Here is a 19,244-nt window from a genome sequence, read left to right as displayed (position 1 = left end):
ATCATTGTTTCCCGAGCTTAAGTGATTTGGCGTATGCAAGACCTTCCTGGAATCCTGCATTATCGGGAGATATCTCCACTGCCTTTGATAAATGCTCTATCGCTTCGTCGATTTTTCCCTTTTTAACCAGCACAATACCAAGGATTTCATGTGCCATAGCTTTGCGTGGTCTTATCCTAATAGCCTCGCAAAGATGTTCCTGAGCCGAATCCAACTTGGCCAGTTCTAAGTATGCGAGGCCCAACTGCATGTGGGCTTGGGCGTTATTTGGATAATACTTCAGTGTTTCGTTCAGGAAGCTTTCCGCTTCTTCGTATCGTTGTTGTTTTATCAGCATTGAAGCAAGACTTTGTCGCGCGTCGAAATAATCAGGCAAGATACTTATAGCCTCACGAAAATGCTGCTCTGCTATGTCTAGTTTCCCCTGTTTGTAATATGCGTTGCCAATGATTTCGTTCGCCAAGCTGTTCCTGCCGACGATTTTAGTATTTTGATTAAACAGCGCGAAGTCGTCTTGCCAGTAGCCGACCTGTCGATACGTGCAGACTGCGAGCGCGGCGATAGCGGCGATTGCAATAAATGCAACCGGAGCCATACCTGCTTTACCACGGCTGACTCTTTTGTGCTTAATTGAACTTTCCCTATTTCGAAGGAGAATGTCCGGCACGGACCATGCGATCAAAATTGCGATCCCTATCATAGGGATGTATGTGTATCTGTCCGCCATCGCCTGTGCGCCGACCTGAACCAGCCCGATCACAGGCACAAGCGTTATCAAATACCACATCCACCCGACTATTGCATAAGGTTGTCTGCGAGATCGCGCTATAAGCCATGTCAGGGCAATTACCAGGGCCGCGCTTCCCAGGACCTGCCAAAGTGCAAGTGAGGCGCCTGGGTGCGGGTAGAATGTGGTAAGGTCACTCGGCCATATCATTTTCCTAAGATATACGACATAACTGAAAGCCGCGTTTGCTGCCCTTACTCCGATCGGATATGTATCAATTTTTTGTACCGTGCCGCATAATCTCTGAGTCAACACGGTTACAACTGATGCGCCCAATGCCAATACTATCAGCGGTAATTTTTCCAATACAAGCAACTTCAACGGCACCGACGGCGACTTATCAATACTCTGTTTTTGCTTATTTACTTTGGAATCAGGTTTTACATTTTTATTGAACTGCATCCTGCCCAAAGGCCAGTAGTCCAGCAGAAGCAGTATTATCGGCAGCGTCACCAGCATTGGTTTAGCTGCAAGACCTAGAGCAAATGCTACCAGCACCCATACATATCGTCGAAAACGCGGTTTTTTAGCATATCGAATATAAGCCAGCATAGTGAGCAGCCAAAAGAGAGTGCTGAGCACGTCTTTGCGTTCGGATACCCACGCGACCGATTCCACATGCAGCGGGTGCAGCGCAAACACCGCCGTCACAAACGCACTTTTCCAGAGTGATCCTGTCATCCGATAAAGCAGAAGTAGTAACAGCAGCGTATTGGCTATATGCAGTATCAGGTTAGTGAGATGAAATGCTCCGGCGTCGAGCCCATGAAACTGCGCGTCCAGCATATACGAGAGCCAGATTACAGGCTGCCAGTTGCCGTTTACCACTCCGGTCATGGCCCATCGCAGATTCGGTCCCGTCAGGCCCTTAATATGCGGGTTGTTGGTGACAAACCCCGGATCGTCGAAGGCCAGGAACTTGCAATCGGTCACCTGCCGGTATACGATACCGGTTACAATTACCAGCAGAACGGATATCAGAAGAAACGTTTTATTGTGACTGCCCAGTTTCATCAGACCTAATCCACTTTGAGCTTTATTGATTTTGCGTATTCCAACCCGTCCCGGTAATTTTCATTTTCGGGTGAAAGCTCCACTGCTTTAGACAGATGGTCGATAGCCTCATCAATTTCACCTGTCCTGGTCAACAATCCCCCCAGAAATCCTTGTGCCATAGAGTTAGTCGGTTTCAGTCTGACAGCTTTTCTAAGGTGAATTTTTGCAAGATCGAGCTTGGATTGCTGTATATATATTATGCCGAGCAACGCGTGAGCTTGGTCGTCTTCAGGGAAGAATTTCAGAGCCTTGTGCAGGCAAGTCGCCAGTTCGTCATAACGTCCTTGCTCATACAGCAGCGAAGCAAGGTTGTGCTGAAATCCATCAAACCGTGGATTAATACGCACTGCCTCGCGAAACTGTAACTCGGCGGCGTCCACATTTCCCTGCCTGTAGTATTCTCCACCGAGATTGTTATGTGCCGGAGCATTATTTGGGACAACATCAATAGCATGGCTAAAAAGTGCAATATCATCGTGCCAGTAGCCGACCTGCCGATAAGTGCATACTGTGAGCGTGATAATTACTGCGATTGCAGCGAACGCAACGCTGCGCCCGGGCTTGTTCCTGTTATGTAATAGGTCCGGCACGCCCCAGGCGATAATAATACTGATCCCGATCATAGGGATGTATGTGTATCTATCGGCCATAGCCTGTGCGCCGACCTGTACCAGCCCGATCACAGGTATAAGAGTGATCAGATACCACAGCCAGCCGAATAATGCATACGGGTATCTGTGAGATCGAATTGCTTGCCACGTCAGAACAGCAATCAGAATCACACTTCCCAACACCATCCAGACCGGCAGTGTGCCTTCCGGATGCGGATAAAACGCGATGAGGTCATTCGGCCAAATCATCTTTCTGAGATAGACGATATAACTGAATACTGCATTTGCTGCTCGCATGCCAAGTGGGTAGATGTTAAATTCATCCATTGCGCCGCTTGATCTTTGAGTAAGTATGGTTACAATCGAAGCTCCCAGCGCAAGTAAAACCAGCGGCGCTTTTTCCAGAACAAGCAGTTTCAGCGACGCGGGCGGGGTTTCACTTATCGCGTGTTTCAGCTTGGTAGTTTTGGCGTCTTGTGTTGCATTTTTCTTGATCTGCAGCCTGCCCAGAGGCCAGTAATCCAGCAGAAGCAGTATGACAGGCAGCGTTACCAGCATAGGCTTAGCCATTAGTCCAAGTGCAAAGACTATCGGCACCGGAATATACCTTCGTAAACTCGGCTTTTTTGCATATCGAATATAGGCCAGCATAGTGAGCAGCCAAAAGAGAGTGCTGAGCACGTCTTTGCGCTCTGATATCCACGCGACCGATTCCACATGCAGCGGATGCAGCGCAAATACCGCCGCTACAAACGCACTTTTCCAGAGTGAGCCGGTCATTCGATAAAGCAGGAGCAGTAATAGCAGCGTATTGGCTATATGCAGTATCAGGTTAGTGAGATGAAATGCTCCGGCATCGAGCCCATGAAACTGCGCATCCAGCATATATGAGAGCCAGATAACCGGCTGCCAGTTGCCGTTTATGGATCCGGTCATGGCCCATCGCAGATTCGGTCCCGTCAGGCCCTTTATATGCGAGTTGTTGGTGACAAACTTTGTGTCGTCAAAAGACAGCAATTTGAACCCGGTAACCTGCCAGTATACTGCAGATGTCAGAACTATAAGCAGAATGCATATGAAAAATGTAGTATGACTGCCGGATTTATATTTTGGGCTTTTTAGCTTCATCTGGTTGCTTTGCTCCGAGCTTTCAGCGATTGCGCGTATATAAGCCTCTTATTAATATTTGGGTCTCCCGGCGAGAGTTTTGCAGCCTCCGATAGCCTAATAATGGCCTCGTCGATCTTTCCCTGCTTAAGAAGCAGCATTCCCATCGCTTGATGAGCCTTGGCATCGTTCGGGGATTCGCGCAGCGCCTGCCTTATATACTTTTCCGCAGGCTCTAGTTTGGACTGCCGAAGATACATTATGCCGAGCCTTAAGTAAGCGCGTCCTTCATGAGGGAAGCTCCTAAGCAGAGTATGTGTTTGCTTTATAGCTCCGTCTGTATCGCCCATGATATACAACTGATTGATAAGGTTATATTGAGCGCGCAAACAGCCCGGTTCGATCCGCACTGCCTCGCGAAACTGTTCCAGAGCGGCCTGGTTTTCTCCGCGATACATCAGCGCCACTCCTAGGTCGTTGTGCGCAGTGTAGTTGTTTGGAATAATCTCTATCGCATGACCAAACAGCGCCGCATTATCGCGCCAGTAGCCTATCTGATAATACGTGCAGATTGTAAAGGCGGCAATTGCAATGATCGCGGCGGACGCTACAATACCGATCCTGCGCTTATTCGGATTTGTGTTTTTGTAGACCAGGTCAGGTACAGTCCACGCGACCACTACAGCGATCCCGATCATAGGGATATATGCATATCTATCTGCCATTGCCTGCATGCCGACCTGAATTAACCCAATTACAGGCAGCAGCGCAATTAAATACCAGAGCCAGCCGACCAGCACATACGGATGTCGTCTTGCGCGTGCGGCGAGCCAGGTCAGAGCAGCGATCAGCATTACACAGACCACTACCTGCCAGGACGGCAGCGAGTTTTTGGGATGCGGATAAAATGCCGCAAGATCACTCGGCCAGAGCATCTTCCTCAGGTATGTCACACAACTGAAAGCCGAGTTTGCCGCCCTCACACCAAAAGGATACTTGTCGAGTTCCTGCATTGCGCCGCTTGCCTTCTGAGTCAATATGGTCACGATCCCCACAGCAAACGCAAGCGCAAATAATGGCAGCTTCTCATATATAAGGTTTTTCAATGGGGTTTTCGGATATTCTTTGATGCTCGTTTTTTGCCCTGCGATATCTTGCTTAGTCCCCAGCCTGCCAAGAGGCCAGTAGTCGAGCAGAAGCAGAATGACCGGCAGCGTGACCAGCATGGGTTTTGCCATAAGGCCGAGGGCAAAGACCATCGGCACCAGAACATACCGCCGCAAACTCGGTTTTTCGGCATACCGAATGTAGACCAGCATAGTCAGCAGCCAGAATAGCGTGCTGAGCACGTCTTTGCGTTCCGAAATCCAAGCGACAGACTCCACATGCAGCGGATGAAGCGCAAATATCGCCGCCACAAACGCGCTTCGCCATAATGAGCCGGTCATTCGCTTGAGCAGATAAAGCAGAAGCAGCGTATTGGCTATGTGCAGTAACAGGTTTGTGAGATGAAATACTCCCGAATCGACCCCGCCGATTTGCGAATCGAGCATGTATGACAGCCATACCAGCGGCTGCCAATTGCTGTTTACCACTCCTTTTATAGCCCAGCTTAAGTTAGAGGCAGTAAGGCCATTAATTTTGGGGTTATTGACTACATACAGCGGGTCGTCATATACCAGAAACTTGAAGCCGGCCACCTGGCAATATACAATGCTTGTCAGGATTACAAGGAGAGCGCATATAATAATAGTCGTCTGCCTGCTGGTGTTCAACTTCATTTTTAGTCTGCAGCCTTGCGAGCTTTCAGCGATTTCGCATATTTGAGCCTTTTTCGTATGTCGGTGTCGTCCGGCGAAAGCTTGGCAGCCTCCGATAGCCTAATAACGGCCTCGTCGGCTTTTCCTCTTTTAAGAAGCAGCATTCCCATAGCTTGATGAGCCTTGGGATCGTCGGGGGATTCGCGCAGCGCCTGCCTGATGTTCTTTTCCGCAAGGTCCAGCTTTGATTGCCTGAGGTATATAATGCCGAGCCTTAAGTATGCGCGTCCTTCGTGTGGAAAGCGATTAAGCAGGTTATATGTCTGTTTAATGGCTCCATCCACGTCGCCCATGATGTATAACAGATTGATTACATTAAACTGAGCGCGCATGCACCTGGGTTCGATTCGCGCCGCCTCACGGAAGTGCGCTAACGCTGCTTCATTTTTACCTCTAAGCAGCAGCACCGTTCCGAGGTTGTTGTGCGCTACGAAGTTGTCTTTTACAACTTCGACCGAATGGCTGAACAGCGTAGTGTCATTACGCCAATACCCGACCTGCTGATACGTGCATATCGAAAAAGCTGCGATTACTCCGATGGCAAGCACCGCAATTGCTTTATACTGTCTTTGTGGAATAATGCTCGGAATGCCCCACGCGATCATTATGCCGATCCCTATCATAGGGACATATGTGTACCTGTCGGCCATTGCCTGTGCTCCGACCTGGACCAGTCCGATCACGGGCAGCAGCGTAATCAGATACCAAAGCCAGCCGACCAGCGCATAGGGGTGCCGTCGAGACCGTGCGACAAACCATGTTATAGCAATAACGAGAATTGCGCTGCCCGCGACCTCCCACGTCGGCAGTGAGTTTTCGGGATGCGGATAAAAAGGCGCAAGATTAGTCGGCCATATTGTCTTACAGAGGTATGCAATGTAGCTGAACACGGCATTCGCCGTTCTTACTCCCATCGAGAATATACCAAGTTCCTTAATCGCTCCGCTCGACTTTTGCGTTATTACCGTCACAATCCCCACAGCTGTCGAAAGCAGCAGCAGCGGCACTTTTTCCATGATAAGCTGCCTCAACGGAACCGGTGTGGAATCATTACTGTTAGGCTTTTGCTGAGTGATTATCTGTTTGCTCTGAAGCCTGCCAAGCGGCCAGTAATCGAGCAGAAGCAGAATGATCGGCAGCGTGACCAACATGGGCTTAGCCATAAGGCCGAGGGCAAAGACAACGGGCACCCAAACGTATCTGCCCAAAGACGGCTTTTCGACATATCGAACGTAAAGGAGAATGGTGAGCAGCCAGAAGAGAGTGCTGAGTACATCTTTGCGCTCGGCAACCCATGCTACGGACTCCACATGCAGCGGGTGCAGCGCAAACAGGGCTGCCACAAATGAGCTGCGCCACAGCGAGCCGGTCATCCGGTGCAATAGGAAGAGCAGGAGCAGAGTGTTTGCGATATGCAGCATCAGGTTGGTGAGGTGAAAGATTCCGGGATCAAGTCCGGCTATTTGCGAATCGAACATATATGACAGCCATACAAGCGGCTGCCAGTTGCTGTTTATTACCCCGGTTGCGGCCCATCGCAGGTTTTGGACGGTAAGGCCGACTATATGGCGGTTGATGATGACATACAAGTTATCATCATAGTTGAGGAATCCAAAACCGGCTACCTGTCCATATACGATGCCCGTCACCAATACCAATAGGGCTGATATGAGAAGTTTTGATCGCTGACTGCTGCTCAATTTGATGACCCTGAAGTTCTAATATAAAAAATATTATATCACATCACAGTCTGCGCGCAGGATGAAAGATTATACGTCGTCATGCTGTTTGCTCTTATCCTCGTCTCGCTCTATAATTAAATGTAGTAACAATGGGAAGCGTCGGCTATGATTGGCTAAGCGAGACCTTTGCGCTCTGTTTTTTGGACGCAAGGTCTTTTTGTTATGCAGTATCCGGTCATCATCGGAAACCGATGACTGTCAATCGCAAACCGTTAACTCGCTTTTTCTATACCTCCAGGTATCCTTACCTGGAGGTTGATGCTGCCACACTGGAGGACATGGATTGGGATCATTCTGGGTATCGATGGCCGGTGTATTCGGCTTGGAGATGGGAGATAAGACGCAGCTTGTCGCCTTGTGTCTTGCCAGCCGTTATAACACGCGTGTCACACTCGCCGGCATATTCAGTGCCACTCTGGTCGTGCATGTCTTTTCAGTGCTGCTTGGAGGCGGGGTAGGCAGGCTTTTGCCGCCTGAGTGGGTTGGATTTACGGCAGGGCTGGCTTTTATCGGTTTTGGGCTGTGGACTCTGCGCGGCGACAGCTTGGAAGACAACGAGTGTAAGAACATCCAGAGCAAATCGCCGTTCTGGCTGATCTTTACTACATTTTTCCTTGCCGAACTCGGCGATAAGACGATGCTGGGCACGGTCGCATTCGCTGCCGACAAGCCGTTGATACCTGTCTGGCTCGGCTCATCTACTGGAATGGTGGTCGCCGATGGCCTCGCAATCATGGTGGGTCAGTTGATGGGCAAACACCTGCCGGAGCGCCCCATAAAGATCGGCGCCGGTATGATATTTTTAGGCTTCGGCATATTCAGGACAGCTCAGGGCGCACTTGCAATCGCTCCTTATACTTGGGCTTTGGCTGGAGTGATCACGGCTGCCTTGGCATTCTTCTTCCTGCGCGGTGAGAGGCCAAGGCAAGTAGAACTAAAAGAAGAATGTGAGAATATGTTTGTCTAGAGCAAAAAGTGACATTTATACTTCGCGGGCGGATGCCCCGAAGGTTTGTCATCTTGTGGAACTGCTTCGGCACAACCGTATCTGAAGCATATTCGTGCGCTGAGAACTTGCCCTTCACGTTTGACAGTCCCAGCCGCTTACCGTAGAATAAAGTAGGGCGGGGGATGCATGGCGTTCCTCGTTTTGTTGTTAATAATATGAAGTAACTGAGCAGTGGAAATCCGGGCTCTTTGCTCTCCACTCTCATCTCTCAACTATTTTGGAGCAATATCAAATGACCGAGTATGTGGCCCCTCGCGGCACCAGAGACATCCTGCCGGACGAGACTCCGCGCTGGCAGTATGTGGAATCGAAGTTCAGGCATACCTGTGGCCTCTATGGCTATCGTGAGATCCGCACGCCTACCTTCGAGCACACCGAGCTCTTCACGCGAAACCTGGGCGAGGCCACCGATGTAGTCTCCAAAGAAATGTATACCTTCGAAGACCGCGGCGGGCGCTCTATCACCCTGCGGCCCGAGGGCACGGCTCCGACAGTCCGCGCCTACGTTCAGCACAACCTGGGCGCATCACTTCCGGTCAATAAGGCTTACTATATTGGTAGAATTTTTAGATATGAGCGGCCTCAGGCAGGCAGATACCGCGAGCACACCCAGCTCGGCATTGAGGCGTTTGGTTCAGAAGACCCCGCTATCGACGCTGAGATAATCTCGATGGCCGCGCAGTTTTTCACCAGCATCGGGATCGAAAAATATGAGCTTAAGCTCAACTCGATAGGCTGCCCGAACTGCCGACCCAAATATCGCCAGGCGCTGCTCGAGTTCGCAAAGAGCAGAGTCGATAAGCTTTGCCAGTCCTGCGCACAGCGCTACGAGCAGAACCCGATGAGGATGCTCGACTGCAAGAACCCGGACTGTAAAGCCCTGCTTTTGGACGCGCCCAAGCTGCCGGATTATCTGTGCGACGAGTGCTCTGAGCACTTCAATAAAGTAAAGAGCTATCTTACGGCCCTGGGTATCGATTATACTCTCGACACTAACCTGGTGCGCGGGTTTGATTACTATACCAAGACCGCCTTCGAGTTTGTCTCCGGTGAGCTGGGCGCGCAGAATGCTATAGGCGGCGGCGGCAGATATGACAATATGGTCCATGAGATAGGCGGCCAGCCGACCCCTGCGATGGGTTTCGGCCTTGGTCTGGACAGGCTCATGCTGACACTGGACTCTATGGGTATCGATCTTCCTGTGGATTCCAGCACTACAGTGTTTATCACCACCATCGGAGACGAAGCGCATGATGCAGCCGTTAAGCTCATTGCCACGCTCAGGCATGATGGCATATCGGCTGATATGGACTACACAGGCCGCAGTCTCAAGGCTCAAATGAAAATTGCCGACAAACTCGGCTCCAAATACGTAATCATCCTGGGCGAGGACGAAGTGAAAAATCAGCTTGCCACCGTACGGACAATGGCTACATCCGAGCAACAGAGCGTGCCATTTTCCGAACTTGCACAGGTATTGGCTTCTTAATCATTAGAGATTTTTATCACGAAAACACGAAATTACGAAAGCACGAAATGCTGTTAAATTTAGTCATTCCGAGCGAATGCGAGGAATCTGCTTTGAACCTGACGTTATGATCGTCTAGGGAATCCTTATGATCATGATCGTCCGGGGAATCTTTCCCCGGACGCACATAAGTCGGATTCTATCCGGTGGATATTCATAATCCGGGGATAGAATCCCCAAAATATCCGACGGGGGAAGGATACCCCCGCCGTTCAGTTTTCGACGTTGTGACGCTGTGACGTTGTGACGTACCAACTCCCCGGAGGGAACAATGGAACACAGAACAAAATACTGCGGTGAAGTATCCGCTGAAGATATCGGAAAGCAGGTGACCTTGCACGGTTGGGTCAACAGCAATCGCGACCACGGCGGGCTTATCTTTATTGACCTGCGTGACCGTGAGGGCCTGGTGCAGACGGTTATCGACCCCGAAGAGCAGCCCGAGGCGTTCAAGATCGCCGAGAGCGTGCGAAGTGAGTTTGTGCTGGAGGTCGTCGGCACTGTCGCGCATCGACCGGAGGGCACCGAAAACCCCAATATACCGACGGGCCAGGTAGAAGTCCATATCGAGAAACTGGATATACTCAACACCTCGCTCACGCCGCCTTTCGCGATTCAGGACGGTATCACAACCGACGAGATGGTCAGGCTCAAATACCGCTATCTCGACCTCAGGCGTCCGGAGATGCAGAGGCGGCTGATACTGCGCCATAAGATGGTCAAGCTCATGCGCGACTATATGGACGAGCGCGGCTTCATCGAGGTGGAGACCCCGGTCCTGATCAAGAGCACACCCGAGGGCGCACGGGATTATCTTGTGCCCGCACGGTTGTATCCGGGCAGTTTCTATGCCCTGCCGCAGAGCCCGCAGCAGCTCAAACAACTCCTGATGGTGTCCGGGATCGATAGATATTTCCAGATTGCCAAGTGCTTCCGAGATGAAGACCCGCGTGCGGACAGGCAGCCTGAGTTCACCCAGCTCGACGTAGAGATGTCGTTCGTTAAGAAAGAGGACCTCTTCGATATAATGGAGCCTCTGATGACCGAGATTGTGGAGAAGATTTCGGACAAGAAACTGATGTTCAAGCCCTTCCCGAGGCTCACATATCAGGACGTGATCGATCGCTACGGCATCGATAAGCCCGACCTGCGCTTCGGCATGGAGCTTTTCGACCTCACCGATATCGGCCATGCCAGCGAGTTCAAAGTCTTCCAGAGCGCCGAGCAGGTCAAGGGTATCACAGCCGAGGGTTGCGCAAACTACAGCCGTAGCCAGATAGACGAGCTAACCGACTTTGTTAAGAAGCATCGCGCTAAGGGTCTGGCAACCATCGCACTTACCGAGGACGGCAGCATCAAGTCGCCAATAGCCAAGTTCTTCAAAGAAGACGAGATCAAGTCTATCATAGAGCGCGCGGGAGCAAAGACAGGCGACCTGATACTTATCGTCGCCGACAAGCCCAAGGTCGTGGCTGACTCTCTGGCAAATCTGCGCAACCTGATGGGCACGCGCCTCGGCCTGCGTGACGACAGCATTCTTGCTATGGCATGGGTCATAGACTTCCCGCTAGTGGAGTGGAAAGAAGAAGAGGGACGCTGGGACGCCGCTCATCATCCGTTCACTATGCCTATGGAAGAGGATATGGACCTGATGGACACCGATCCGGGCAAAGTCCGCTCCCAGGCGTATGACCTGGTCTGCAACGGCAGCGAACTGGCCAGCGGCAGCATCAGAATTCATCGAAGAGATATTCAGAACAAAGTCTTTAACCTGATGAACTACACCGATGAGGAAGTCCAGGCGCGGTTCGGCCATATGCTCGATGCGTTTGAATACGGCGCTCCGCCGCATGGAGGCATCGCCCCCGGCATCGACAGGCTGGTCATGCTGCTTACGGATGATGACAACATCCGCCAGGTCATGGCCTTTCCGAAGACAGCCAGCGGCATCGACCCGATGACCAACGCGCCTTCACCGGTAGATGATGCGCAGCTCAAGGAGTTGCATATAGAGTGCGTAGAGGACTGAGGTCATAGATAACAGGCAATAGGCAACAGTGTCTTGATCGTTAGGGGTAATCCCCGATAATCGTGAGCTTTTGTTCGGGCTGGATATCTGATCCAGCCCGAAAGAGAACTCAGCGATTGTTTGATCCCTCCAGGTATCTTACCTGGAGGATACGGAGTCCTTGATCGTCGGGGATTTAAATCCCCGACGCACATTCTCGGGACTTTAGTCCCTGAGGCAGAGTAAAAGGCGCAGCAGGTTTTGGAGATTAAAATCCCCCATACATAGGTCCGGGATTCAAATCCCGAACCATCGCAACTGACAACCGACAACGAGGTTTTTCTTGATAGCGATAGTAGACTATAAAGCAGGCAATCTGACAAGCGTGCGGCTCGCCCTGGAGCATATAGGTGCCGCGTGCGAGGTCACAAACGATCCCGAGAGGATTCAACTTGCCGACCGGGTAATATTCCCCGGCGTCGGAGCAGCAGCCGAGGCTATGCGAAATATCCGTAAGCTCAACCTGCTTGATCCGCTCAAAGACGCTGTCAAAAGCGGCAGGCCGTTTCTGGGCATATGCCTTGGCACACAGGTTATATTTGAGCATTCCGAAGAGGACGGCGGGGTAGACTGCATTGGTCTTGTGCCTGGCGAGGTCAAGCGCTTTGTCACGACTGACCGTTCGTGCAAGATTCCGCAGATGGGCTGGAATACAGTCGAGTTCAAGCGGGCGCATCCAATTTTTGACGGCATAGAGGACCGCAGCGAGTTCTACTTTGTCCACAGCTACTATCCCGACTCCTCGGATGAAGCCTATATCGTCGGCGAGACGGAGTATGCGGGTGTGCGCTTTGCTTCGGCTGTAGGTAAAGATAATCTCATCGCGACTCAGTTTCACCCGGAGCGCTCGGGTCGTATAGGTCTGCGGCTCCTCGAAAACTTCAGCAAGTGGGACGGCAAATGTTAAGCAAGCGAATAATCCCATGCCTGGATGTGCGCAATAAAAAAGTCACCAAGGGCGTGAAATTCAAGAATAATGTCGAACTGGGCGACCCGGTCGAGATGGCTGTTGCCTACTCCGACGGCGGCTGCGATGAGCTTGTCTTCTACGATATCACAGCCTCAGCCGAGCGCAGACCGATCGATATTGAGATGGTCCGCGATGTCGCGCGTGTCGTGCATATCCCGTTTGCAGTCGGCGGCGGCATAGAGACCTTGGACGATATGTATCGCGTGCTCCTCGCGGGCGCGGAAAAGGTGTCGGTGAACTCGCTTGCAGTCAAGAACCCCGATATCATCGCCGAGGGGGCAAGGATATTCGGCTCACAGTGCATAGTGCTGGGTATGGACCCTGTTAAGGCCGACGATCCTAAGTTTCCGAGCGGCTATGAGATCACTATTCGGGGCTTCCGTGAGCGCACCGGCATGGATGCTCTTGAGTGGGCCAAGCGCGCAGAAGACCTCGGGGTAGGGGAGATTGTAGTCAACTCAGTGGATGCAGACGGCACTCGCGACGGCTTTGAGCTTCATCTTACCCGAATGATATCAACCAGCGTGCATATACCAGTAGTCGCTTCAGGCGGCGCAGGCTCGCCGCAACACCTCGTCGACGTCTTCAACAAAGGCAAAGCCGACGCCGCTATCATTGCCAGCATGATCCATACAGGCGAATACACTATCCGGCAGATTAAGGACGAATTGGTCAAGGCTGGTGTGCCGACCAGAGAGAAATGGTAGTCTGATTTAGTAATTTATATTTTGTATTGAGTATTGCTGATCGTCCGAGGTATCCCGCCCCGGCATTTTGTTCCATGAGAACCCTATAGATCGCGCGCGATATCCGATCGCGTGCGAAACAGAACCTTTAGATTTCAAATCCCCAAGTTGCAGCTTTGCCATCCATATACCCGTAGGGGCGAAGTATTTGCCGATCACATTCGGTGGACTGTTGAGATTTAGTCGCAAATGCTTCACCCGCAACACCCTTTTCGTGTCCATAAGTTTTCCTCCGAATCTAGTGCAACAAAATACGCGCGAGTTGCGTCTTACAATAGCAAGCGAGCTTTTAACCTCTTACATCTAATCTCTAAACAGCAGCGAGGAGAATACAAATGCGGTATTTGCAATCGGCAATTCTGTGTTTTGCGGTTTTGATTTCAATGCATGTGCAAGCTGGAGCTGTGGGTGTGGTCAGAGTCGATCCCAATACCATAGCAAAGCCCAAGCCGGAGGTAGACTCCCGCCTGGCGCAAAAGATCACCTACGACAGCGGCTACAAACGCCTTCATAATGTTACGGATGATCTGAGCCAAATGACCGGCGTAGATATACTCTGCGGTCAGAACAAGAATGATTGGAAAGTACGCGACATACCGGTCGTGGTCTGCGTAAAAGACTTGCCGCTTGCCAAGCTCCTGAGGGCGATAGCAGACGCGACACACACGAGGTTTATATCTGAGAAGATAGGCGATAATCCTAAGAAGAGCTACCGTATCTATCGCAGGTCAGCAGATCAAGACAGTATAAATACTTACATACAAAAGAAGCACGACCATTCCATGGAAGATGCCGCATGGCAGTGGGATGCTCTGACAGCCTATGGCAAATCCAACGACAATCCCCCTGACGATCCTTCGCTCAAAGAAACGTGGGTCATGGCGAAAATGATTTCCAGTCTCGGCCCCGATTCCAAGGACAAATTGCTCAATGGTGACACGCTCACACTCCGGGGCAGCGATCCTGCAAACAGCGCATACATGGAGCAGCATTACCAGTTTATAAGCAAAGAAGCGTACAATCCTTCGAATATGTCTTATCCTCCTTTTGAGAAAATGCAGAATGTCCTTTTGGGTATTAAGTTAGTAGATGATGGAGCTGAAGCCAGCATCCTAGCGGAGTTTGAGCCAGGACCAATAAAAACTGACGACGGTGGTTATACCAGCTTTTGTATTTTAGGCGATCTTCCTGATACCGCACCGTTGCAGGACAAGGTCGCGGGCTTGTCATTGCGTCCAAAGGCAGAGCCAATACCGAGCCTGAAAGATGACATGGCTAACCCTGAAATGGCTCCATTATCAGACCGTAAGTCCGATGACACAACAAGCGAATCATTTCTGGTGAACAAAATCACGCTTGAAAAGTCTCTGAGTGCGAAAGACTTAACCTTCGCCAAAGCGATCCGTGCCATCGCGCAGGCTGGTAAGTGCAATATTGTGACCGAGGATTTCATCAGCCAGCAGACTCGGGAACGTCAGAGAATAGACGGTATTCTCAGTGTCCCTCCAGAGTCCGCCATACTTACTTTTCTCAACAAGTTTAATGGCAGCACCTGGTTCGCCAATGAGGGTGACAGGCTGGTTGTAGGCTGGCAAAATAACGGACGGCAAAACTGGCGGGACCACCATGTCAATCTGCTGTCTGAGGAATATCTCAATGACCTCAAGGCAAAACTCAACGGAGACGGTATTACACTGGAGGATGCAATTCACCTGTCGAACATTCCGGAACCATCGGCGATCGAATGGGTGGTTTATACAGATGATTTTCAGAACTTGTATCAGTGGAAATTGAACCCTGCGTGGAGACTTTATGACGCGCTCACACCCGAAGATAAGCAGCTTGCCAAGTCGAACGATGGCCTGCCGCTTGGCAAGTTCGACTCAACTTGGATAGCCGACTTCTTCCGCGCTGAAAAAATGCGGCAACATCCGTCTCCCGAGCCCGCATTCTCCACATCATCTGAATCTGACGCTGAAGCCGGCAAGGAGAGCTTCAAGCAGAACAATCTGGCGCTGACTGATCCTGCGATCATTTCGACCATGGTAATGCATGTCTCGAAGAAACCGGCAAAGGATAGATATGCAACAGTCAATGGAGCGGGGACATCAGTCGAAATCCCAACAGGACTCGACCTCTCCGGTTATGATTTAATGATAAACTATAAGCTGAACGGCGAAGACCACAGCATACCTGTATACGGTCCTCTTCTCGCTTTTCCAGTCTGGTCAGCCGAACGTGAAGCACAAACACTAAAAGCCGCATCGACAGAAAACAGGAAATAGGTAATAGGCAATAGGTAACAGGATAAGATCGTCCGAGGTATTCTTGCCTCGGACGAAGTATGTAAGGGGCATTCCTGCACCGCCATTTTTCTCCATGAGAACCCTCAAACCATCAGCCCTCGTAACCTTTTATATCCCTCCAGGTATCTTACCTGGAGGGCAAGAATCTACGCCATAGACATCTCTAGACACTCCTCGTAACCTTACCAGGAACTAGCCCGATTACTAGCCCAAAAACCTGTTAATAACGCCTGTTTTCACCCCCAAATACCTGTTTCCACCTCATCAATGCCCGTCTGGTATGGCATTTGCAGAATATTGACATACTAACCTGAGCAGTCAGGCAGTCAATTAAATATCAGCAACAATGGGCTGAGTATCGCCCATTGACAAGGAGGGTAAACGTGACACAAGGCTTGAGAACAAGGCTCAATGTGGAGCGCATAAATCACGGACTTCCGCTAATTTCCGCCGATCCCAATGGCTGGGACAACGGATTCACCCTCAACCCGACTGCGGTCCGTCTGGAGCGCTCGCCCGTCAATGACGATCTGATCAGGGGTCTGCTCGGTCGGCATGCTCTAAACGGCAGCGGCCTTCAGGACGGCGTGATCGCAGTGTTTTATCGGGGCATACCCAAAGAGGTTCCGGGTCGCCCGCTCCTCAGATCATCCGTGGGATTGGCGGTTTTCACACCGACCATGCAGCTCATTAAGAGGTTTGCATATCCACTCGTCGTTCCCACAGACGATCCGATGGGCTATGATTATAATGGAGTCGAGGACCAGCGCATTACCCGTATCGGCGATACGTTCTATATGCTCTACTGCGGCTTTAATCCTAATTTACCCATAGAGCACAACATACACATCTGCATGGCCGTCTCAACCGACCTGCTGCACTGGACCAAACTCGGCCCGATAAGCGGAGATGTGAACAACTATCCCAACAAGGACGGTGTTCTGTTATCGGATATGGTGGACGGAAAGTATATGATGTTTCACAGGCCCATGATAGGCACGCAGAACGACTATGGCGTCTCCCTTGCCGTCAGCAACAGCCCGACCGGCGAGTGGAAAGACCTTGGAACCATTATGAAAGCCGAGGTCGACCCGCGATACTGCAAGTCGTGGATGGGAGCCGGTTCCGCGCCGATTTCTCTGGGTAATAATCGCTATCTGGCGGATTTTCATACCGGCAACTACCTTCCTGGTGGAGAGAGAGATTATTTCTCGGGTTATGCTATCCTGAATTTAAACGATATAGATACCGACAATCCGTCCAGCGTGGTCGAGTGCCGATGCAGCAGCATAATAGAGCCTCAGACGCCATATGAGCTTCATTCACCATGGCCTCACGAGAAGAACCTTAACTGTGTCTTTTCTTCAGGCAGCTTTGAACATGGCGAGGATGTTGTCTTGCTCTATGGCGGGGCTGATGCCTATGTTCTGGGAGCGCGTTTTGGGCGAGACGAGTTGGTCAACTACTTGGAAACGTTCGGAACAAGATCAAACACAGCAGCAACAACCATTGCGTCGGCCGTATAATCGAATGGAATAATCGCGGAATAGCCGGAGACGCTGAAATAAAATAATCCGTATTCAGCGCCTCCGTATTATTCTGTGTCTCAGCGATTCACTGTCATTCAGTGTTCGGACGCGATGTCTGATCGCGTCCGAAACAGAATCTTGCAATTTCGGATTGCGCGTCATTTGCCCGACCCATCTACTTTACGGTCTGCATAAAGTTATTCCAAACATATTTCCCCAACGCTCTGCCAGCGCCGAGTCCCTTTGCATTGCTGAACTCAAAGTGAATCCCGCCATATATGCGGCTTCTACCTGCTTCGTTTGCTGCCTCCGAGAAACTATTATACGATCTAGGCCCTGCTTCAGGTGAAAACGATGGCAAAGTGAAACTGATATCGTCACCGAAAAACTGTGCCAGTATTGTCGATCCTGCCCCGCTGAAGGTGCTGTGTCCCGACACACACTCAGGAAACGGCGGCGTAACAAGCAGCGGCAGCCAATTTGGATCCGAGTCGACCGTGCCTTCCTTAATTGCAGTGATCGGTCTCCAGAAGTTGAAATAGTACTTGTCGTCCCAGCAGGAGATTGCCGAATCGGCCAACGCGACGTTTAGAAGCGCGAAGAGCCTGGCGTTTTCATATACGCTGTTGCCTTCCATCTCTGCTATCTGCTGAGCGATCAGGTTCCAGTGTCCTGGAGGAGTAACTGTTCCGCTTCCGTCCGCCCAGAAGTAGGCAATCTGGGTCTGATCTTCTGTTCGAATTGTGCTGTCGATGGCTCCCAGGCTCTTTACTTCTTCGAGCGCGTCTGCATATTCTTCAGAGTCCAATGCCGGTGGACCAGTCACTCGAAACTGCGAACCGCTGGTCATGGCAAACGGCTTTACATACGGCCAGTTAGGCAGCAGTGCCGGAGCATAAGCAGGTGGGGTGGGACGCCACTGGCCTGGCTGTGTGCCCGGCACATATGGCACGATCTTATTCGCACCATCGTTCTTGCGCCATGATACGACCAGATTGCCTATATATGCGCCGAGGCAAAACCCATTCATCTGCGCGCTTTTGTTGGGAGCTTTGTTGAGGTAGTATAAAAGCTCCGCCTGTATTGCGTTGTAGTCTTGTGGAAATAGATATATCAGCACACGATAAGCAGCCGTCGATGCTGCGCAGTCCCATGAAACAGCGCCGGACGGACATGATGTCCTGATCAAATACGGCTTGTATTGCCGGCCAATCGTATTTACGCTGTCATATATGGCCACATGGACCATCGCTAAAACGCGTGATGCTGCGGGAGGCGGCACATTGTGAGCTTTTATCAGATTCAGTGTGAATGTGTTCCAGTCGGTTACCACATCTGCTTGAGCAGACACTACAACGAGCATCGCAAAGGCGATGCATATTGTTATGCAAGCTGACCTCATATTATGTCCTCCATTGCCCAGTTTTTCAGCCTACCAAGACATTGCACGTATCTCGCGATGTACCCTTTGGTGACGCGAATATAAACAATGGTGACATATATGTGTTTGGTAGTTATGCAACAAAAAAAGCCCGTCGGATAGACCCAACGAGCTTTGTAACGTATTTGGTGCACCCGGCGCGATTCGAACGCGCGGCCTTCTGCTCCGGAGGCAGACGCTCTATCCACTGAGCTACGGGTGCATCGACCCTATGATTATATCACCTAGGTGATTGCTGTCAAGAAACATGGATTGTTTGATCGTTGATCGTGTATCGAAAAAGACCGGCAATCCACGCTCAACGGGTGCGTGTCATATTTACGGATTTCTGTATTGAGGGTTTCACCCTCAAACTCTTGACTAAGGGCCTCCGCCCTTGGAACCCGCTGGGGACGCGTCTCCAGACCCCGTTACGAAATTGGTTATCTCCCGGCAAAATTGCCGGGAGATAACCAATTTCGAGTCAGAAGATTCAGGGAACCTGGTTCCCTGGTGGAGTCCAGAGGCAAAGCCCCCATCTCAAA

General features: G+C 51.0%; 12 protein-coding genes and 1 tRNA gene. 7 read left to right on the top strand and 6 right to left on the bottom strand.

Annotated features, from left to right (window positions below; translation table 11 throughout):
• Position 1: 1 nt before the first annotated feature.
• From ABFD83_01570 to ABFD83_01555, 4 genes are read right to left on the bottom strand one after another with little or no spacing between them, the layout of a single operon-like run.
• The gene (locus ABFD83_01570) at positions 2–1,801 is read right to left on the bottom strand and encodes a tetratricopeptide repeat protein (GenBank protein MEN6355753.1); all 1,800 of its coding nucleotides are present in this window, start codon (positions 1,799–1,801) and stop codon (positions 2–4) included.
• A gap of 5 nt (positions 1,802–1,806) precedes the next feature.
• Positions 1,807–3,582: a tetratricopeptide repeat protein gene (locus ABFD83_01565; GenBank protein ID MEN6355752.1), complete on the bottom strand. Its 1,776-nt coding sequence runs from the start codon at positions 3,580–3,582 to the stop codon at positions 1,807–1,809.
• Positions 3,579–5,342: a tetratricopeptide repeat protein gene (locus ABFD83_01560; protein ID MEN6355751.1), complete on the bottom strand. Its 1,764-nt coding sequence runs from the start codon at positions 5,340–5,342 to the stop codon at positions 3,579–3,581. The genes ABFD83_01565 and ABFD83_01560 overlap by 4 nt, the downstream gene beginning before the upstream one ends.
• Positions 5,343–5,344: 2 nt before the next feature.
• Complete coding sequence (locus tag ABFD83_01555) at positions 5,345–7,081, bottom strand: tetratricopeptide repeat protein (GenBank protein MEN6355750.1); 1,737 nt, start codon at positions 7,079–7,081, stop codon at positions 5,345–5,347.
• Positions 7,082–7,406: 325 nt separating this feature from the next.
• Here ABFD83_01555 and ABFD83_01550 point away from each other — a divergent pair, with 325 nt between their 5' ends.
• From ABFD83_01550 to ABFD83_01520, 7 genes are all read left to right on the top strand, one after another.
• The gene (locus ABFD83_01550) at positions 7,407–8,090 is read left to right on the top strand and encodes a TMEM165/GDT1 family protein (protein ID MEN6355749.1); all 684 of its coding nucleotides are present in this window, start codon (positions 7,407–7,409) and stop codon (positions 8,088–8,090) included.
• Between the two features lie 274 nt (positions 8,091–8,364).
• Positions 8,365–9,621 (top strand): histidine--tRNA ligase, encoded by a 1,257-nt coding sequence (gene hisS, locus ABFD83_01545; protein MEN6355748.1) that lies wholly within the window; start codon positions 8,365–8,367, stop codon positions 9,619–9,621.
• A gap of 310 nt (positions 9,622–9,931) precedes the next feature.
• Complete coding sequence (aspS, locus tag ABFD83_01540; GenBank protein MEN6355747.1) at positions 9,932–11,689, top strand: aspartate--tRNA ligase; 1,758 nt, start codon at positions 9,932–9,934, stop codon at positions 11,687–11,689.
• 322 nt (positions 11,690–12,011) lie between these two features.
• Positions 12,012–12,635 (top strand): imidazole glycerol phosphate synthase subunit HisH, encoded by a 624-nt coding sequence (hisH, locus tag ABFD83_01535; GenBank protein ID MEN6355746.1) that lies wholly within the window; start codon positions 12,012–12,014, stop codon positions 12,633–12,635.
• Entirely contained in the window at positions 12,629–13,405 is a 777-nt protein-coding gene (gene hisF / locus ABFD83_01530) for an imidazole glycerol phosphate synthase subunit HisF (GenBank protein MEN6355745.1), read from the top strand. Before hisH ends, hisF begins: the two co-directional genes overlap by 7 nt.
• A gap of 374 nt (positions 13,406–13,779) precedes the next feature.
• Positions 13,780–15,729, top strand: a complete 1,950-nt coding sequence (locus ABFD83_01525) for a hypothetical protein (protein MEN6355744.1) — start codon at positions 13,780–13,782, stop codon at positions 15,727–15,729.
• A 404-nt stretch (positions 15,730–16,133) separates the two neighbouring features.
• Positions 16,134–17,276 carry a hypothetical protein gene (locus ABFD83_01520; protein MEN6355743.1) on the top strand — a complete coding sequence of 381 codons (1,143 nt, stop codon included), beginning with the start codon at positions 16,134–16,136 and terminating at the stop codon, positions 17,274–17,276.
• Positions 17,277–17,454: 178 nt separating this feature from the next.
• Here the strand turns inward: ABFD83_01520 and ABFD83_01515 are convergent, their stop codons facing one another.
• A complete protein-coding gene (locus tag ABFD83_01515; GenBank protein ID MEN6355742.1) occupies positions 17,455–18,681 on the bottom strand; it encodes a hypothetical protein in 1,227 nt (408 codons plus the stop codon).
• Between the two features lie 165 nt (positions 18,682–18,846).
• A tRNA-Arg gene (locus tag ABFD83_01510) sits at positions 18,847–18,922 on the bottom strand.
• Between the last annotated feature and the right edge of the window lie 322 nt (positions 18,923–19,244).

It is taken from the genome of Armatimonadota bacterium, assembly GCA_039679645.1.
Taxonomy (GTDB): Bacteria; Armatimonadota; UBA5829; order UBA5829; family UBA5829; genus UBA5829.
The sequence above is the reverse complement of the archived record's forward strand: the minus strand, read 5'-3'. Positions and strand labels throughout refer to the sequence as shown.

What these genes read in the sequence shown, in the direction of transcription:
- ABFD83_01565 (MEN6355752.1), bottom strand. Translation starts at nt 3,582, where the DNA reads ATGAAGCTAAAAAGCCCAAAATATAAATCCGGCAGTCATACTACATTT.
- hisS (MEN6355748.1), top strand. Translation starts at nt 8,365, where the DNA reads ATGACCGAGTATGTGGCCCCTCGCGGCACCAGAGACATCCTGCCGGAC.
- ABFD83_01525 (MEN6355744.1), top strand. Translation starts at nt 13,780, where the DNA reads ATGCGGTATTTGCAATCGGCAATTCTGTGTTTTGCGGTTTTGATTTCA.
- aspS (MEN6355747.1), top strand. Translation starts at nt 9,932, where the DNA reads ATGGAACACAGAACAAAATACTGCGGTGAAGTATCCGCTGAAGATATC.
- ABFD83_01515 (MEN6355742.1), bottom strand. Translation starts at nt 18,681, where the DNA reads ATGAGGTCAGCTTGCATAACAATATGCATCGCCTTTGCGATGCTCGTT.
- ABFD83_01560 (MEN6355751.1), bottom strand. Translation starts at nt 5,342, where the DNA reads ATGAAGTTGAACACCAGCAGGCAGACGACTATTATTATATGCGCTCTC.
- hisF (MEN6355745.1), top strand. Translation starts at nt 12,629, where the DNA reads ATGTTAAGCAAGCGAATAATCCCATGCCTGGATGTGCGCAATAAAAAA.
- ABFD83_01570 (MEN6355753.1), bottom strand. Translation starts at nt 1,801, where the DNA reads ATGAAACTGGGCAGTCACAATAAAACGTTTCTTCTGATATCCGTTCTG.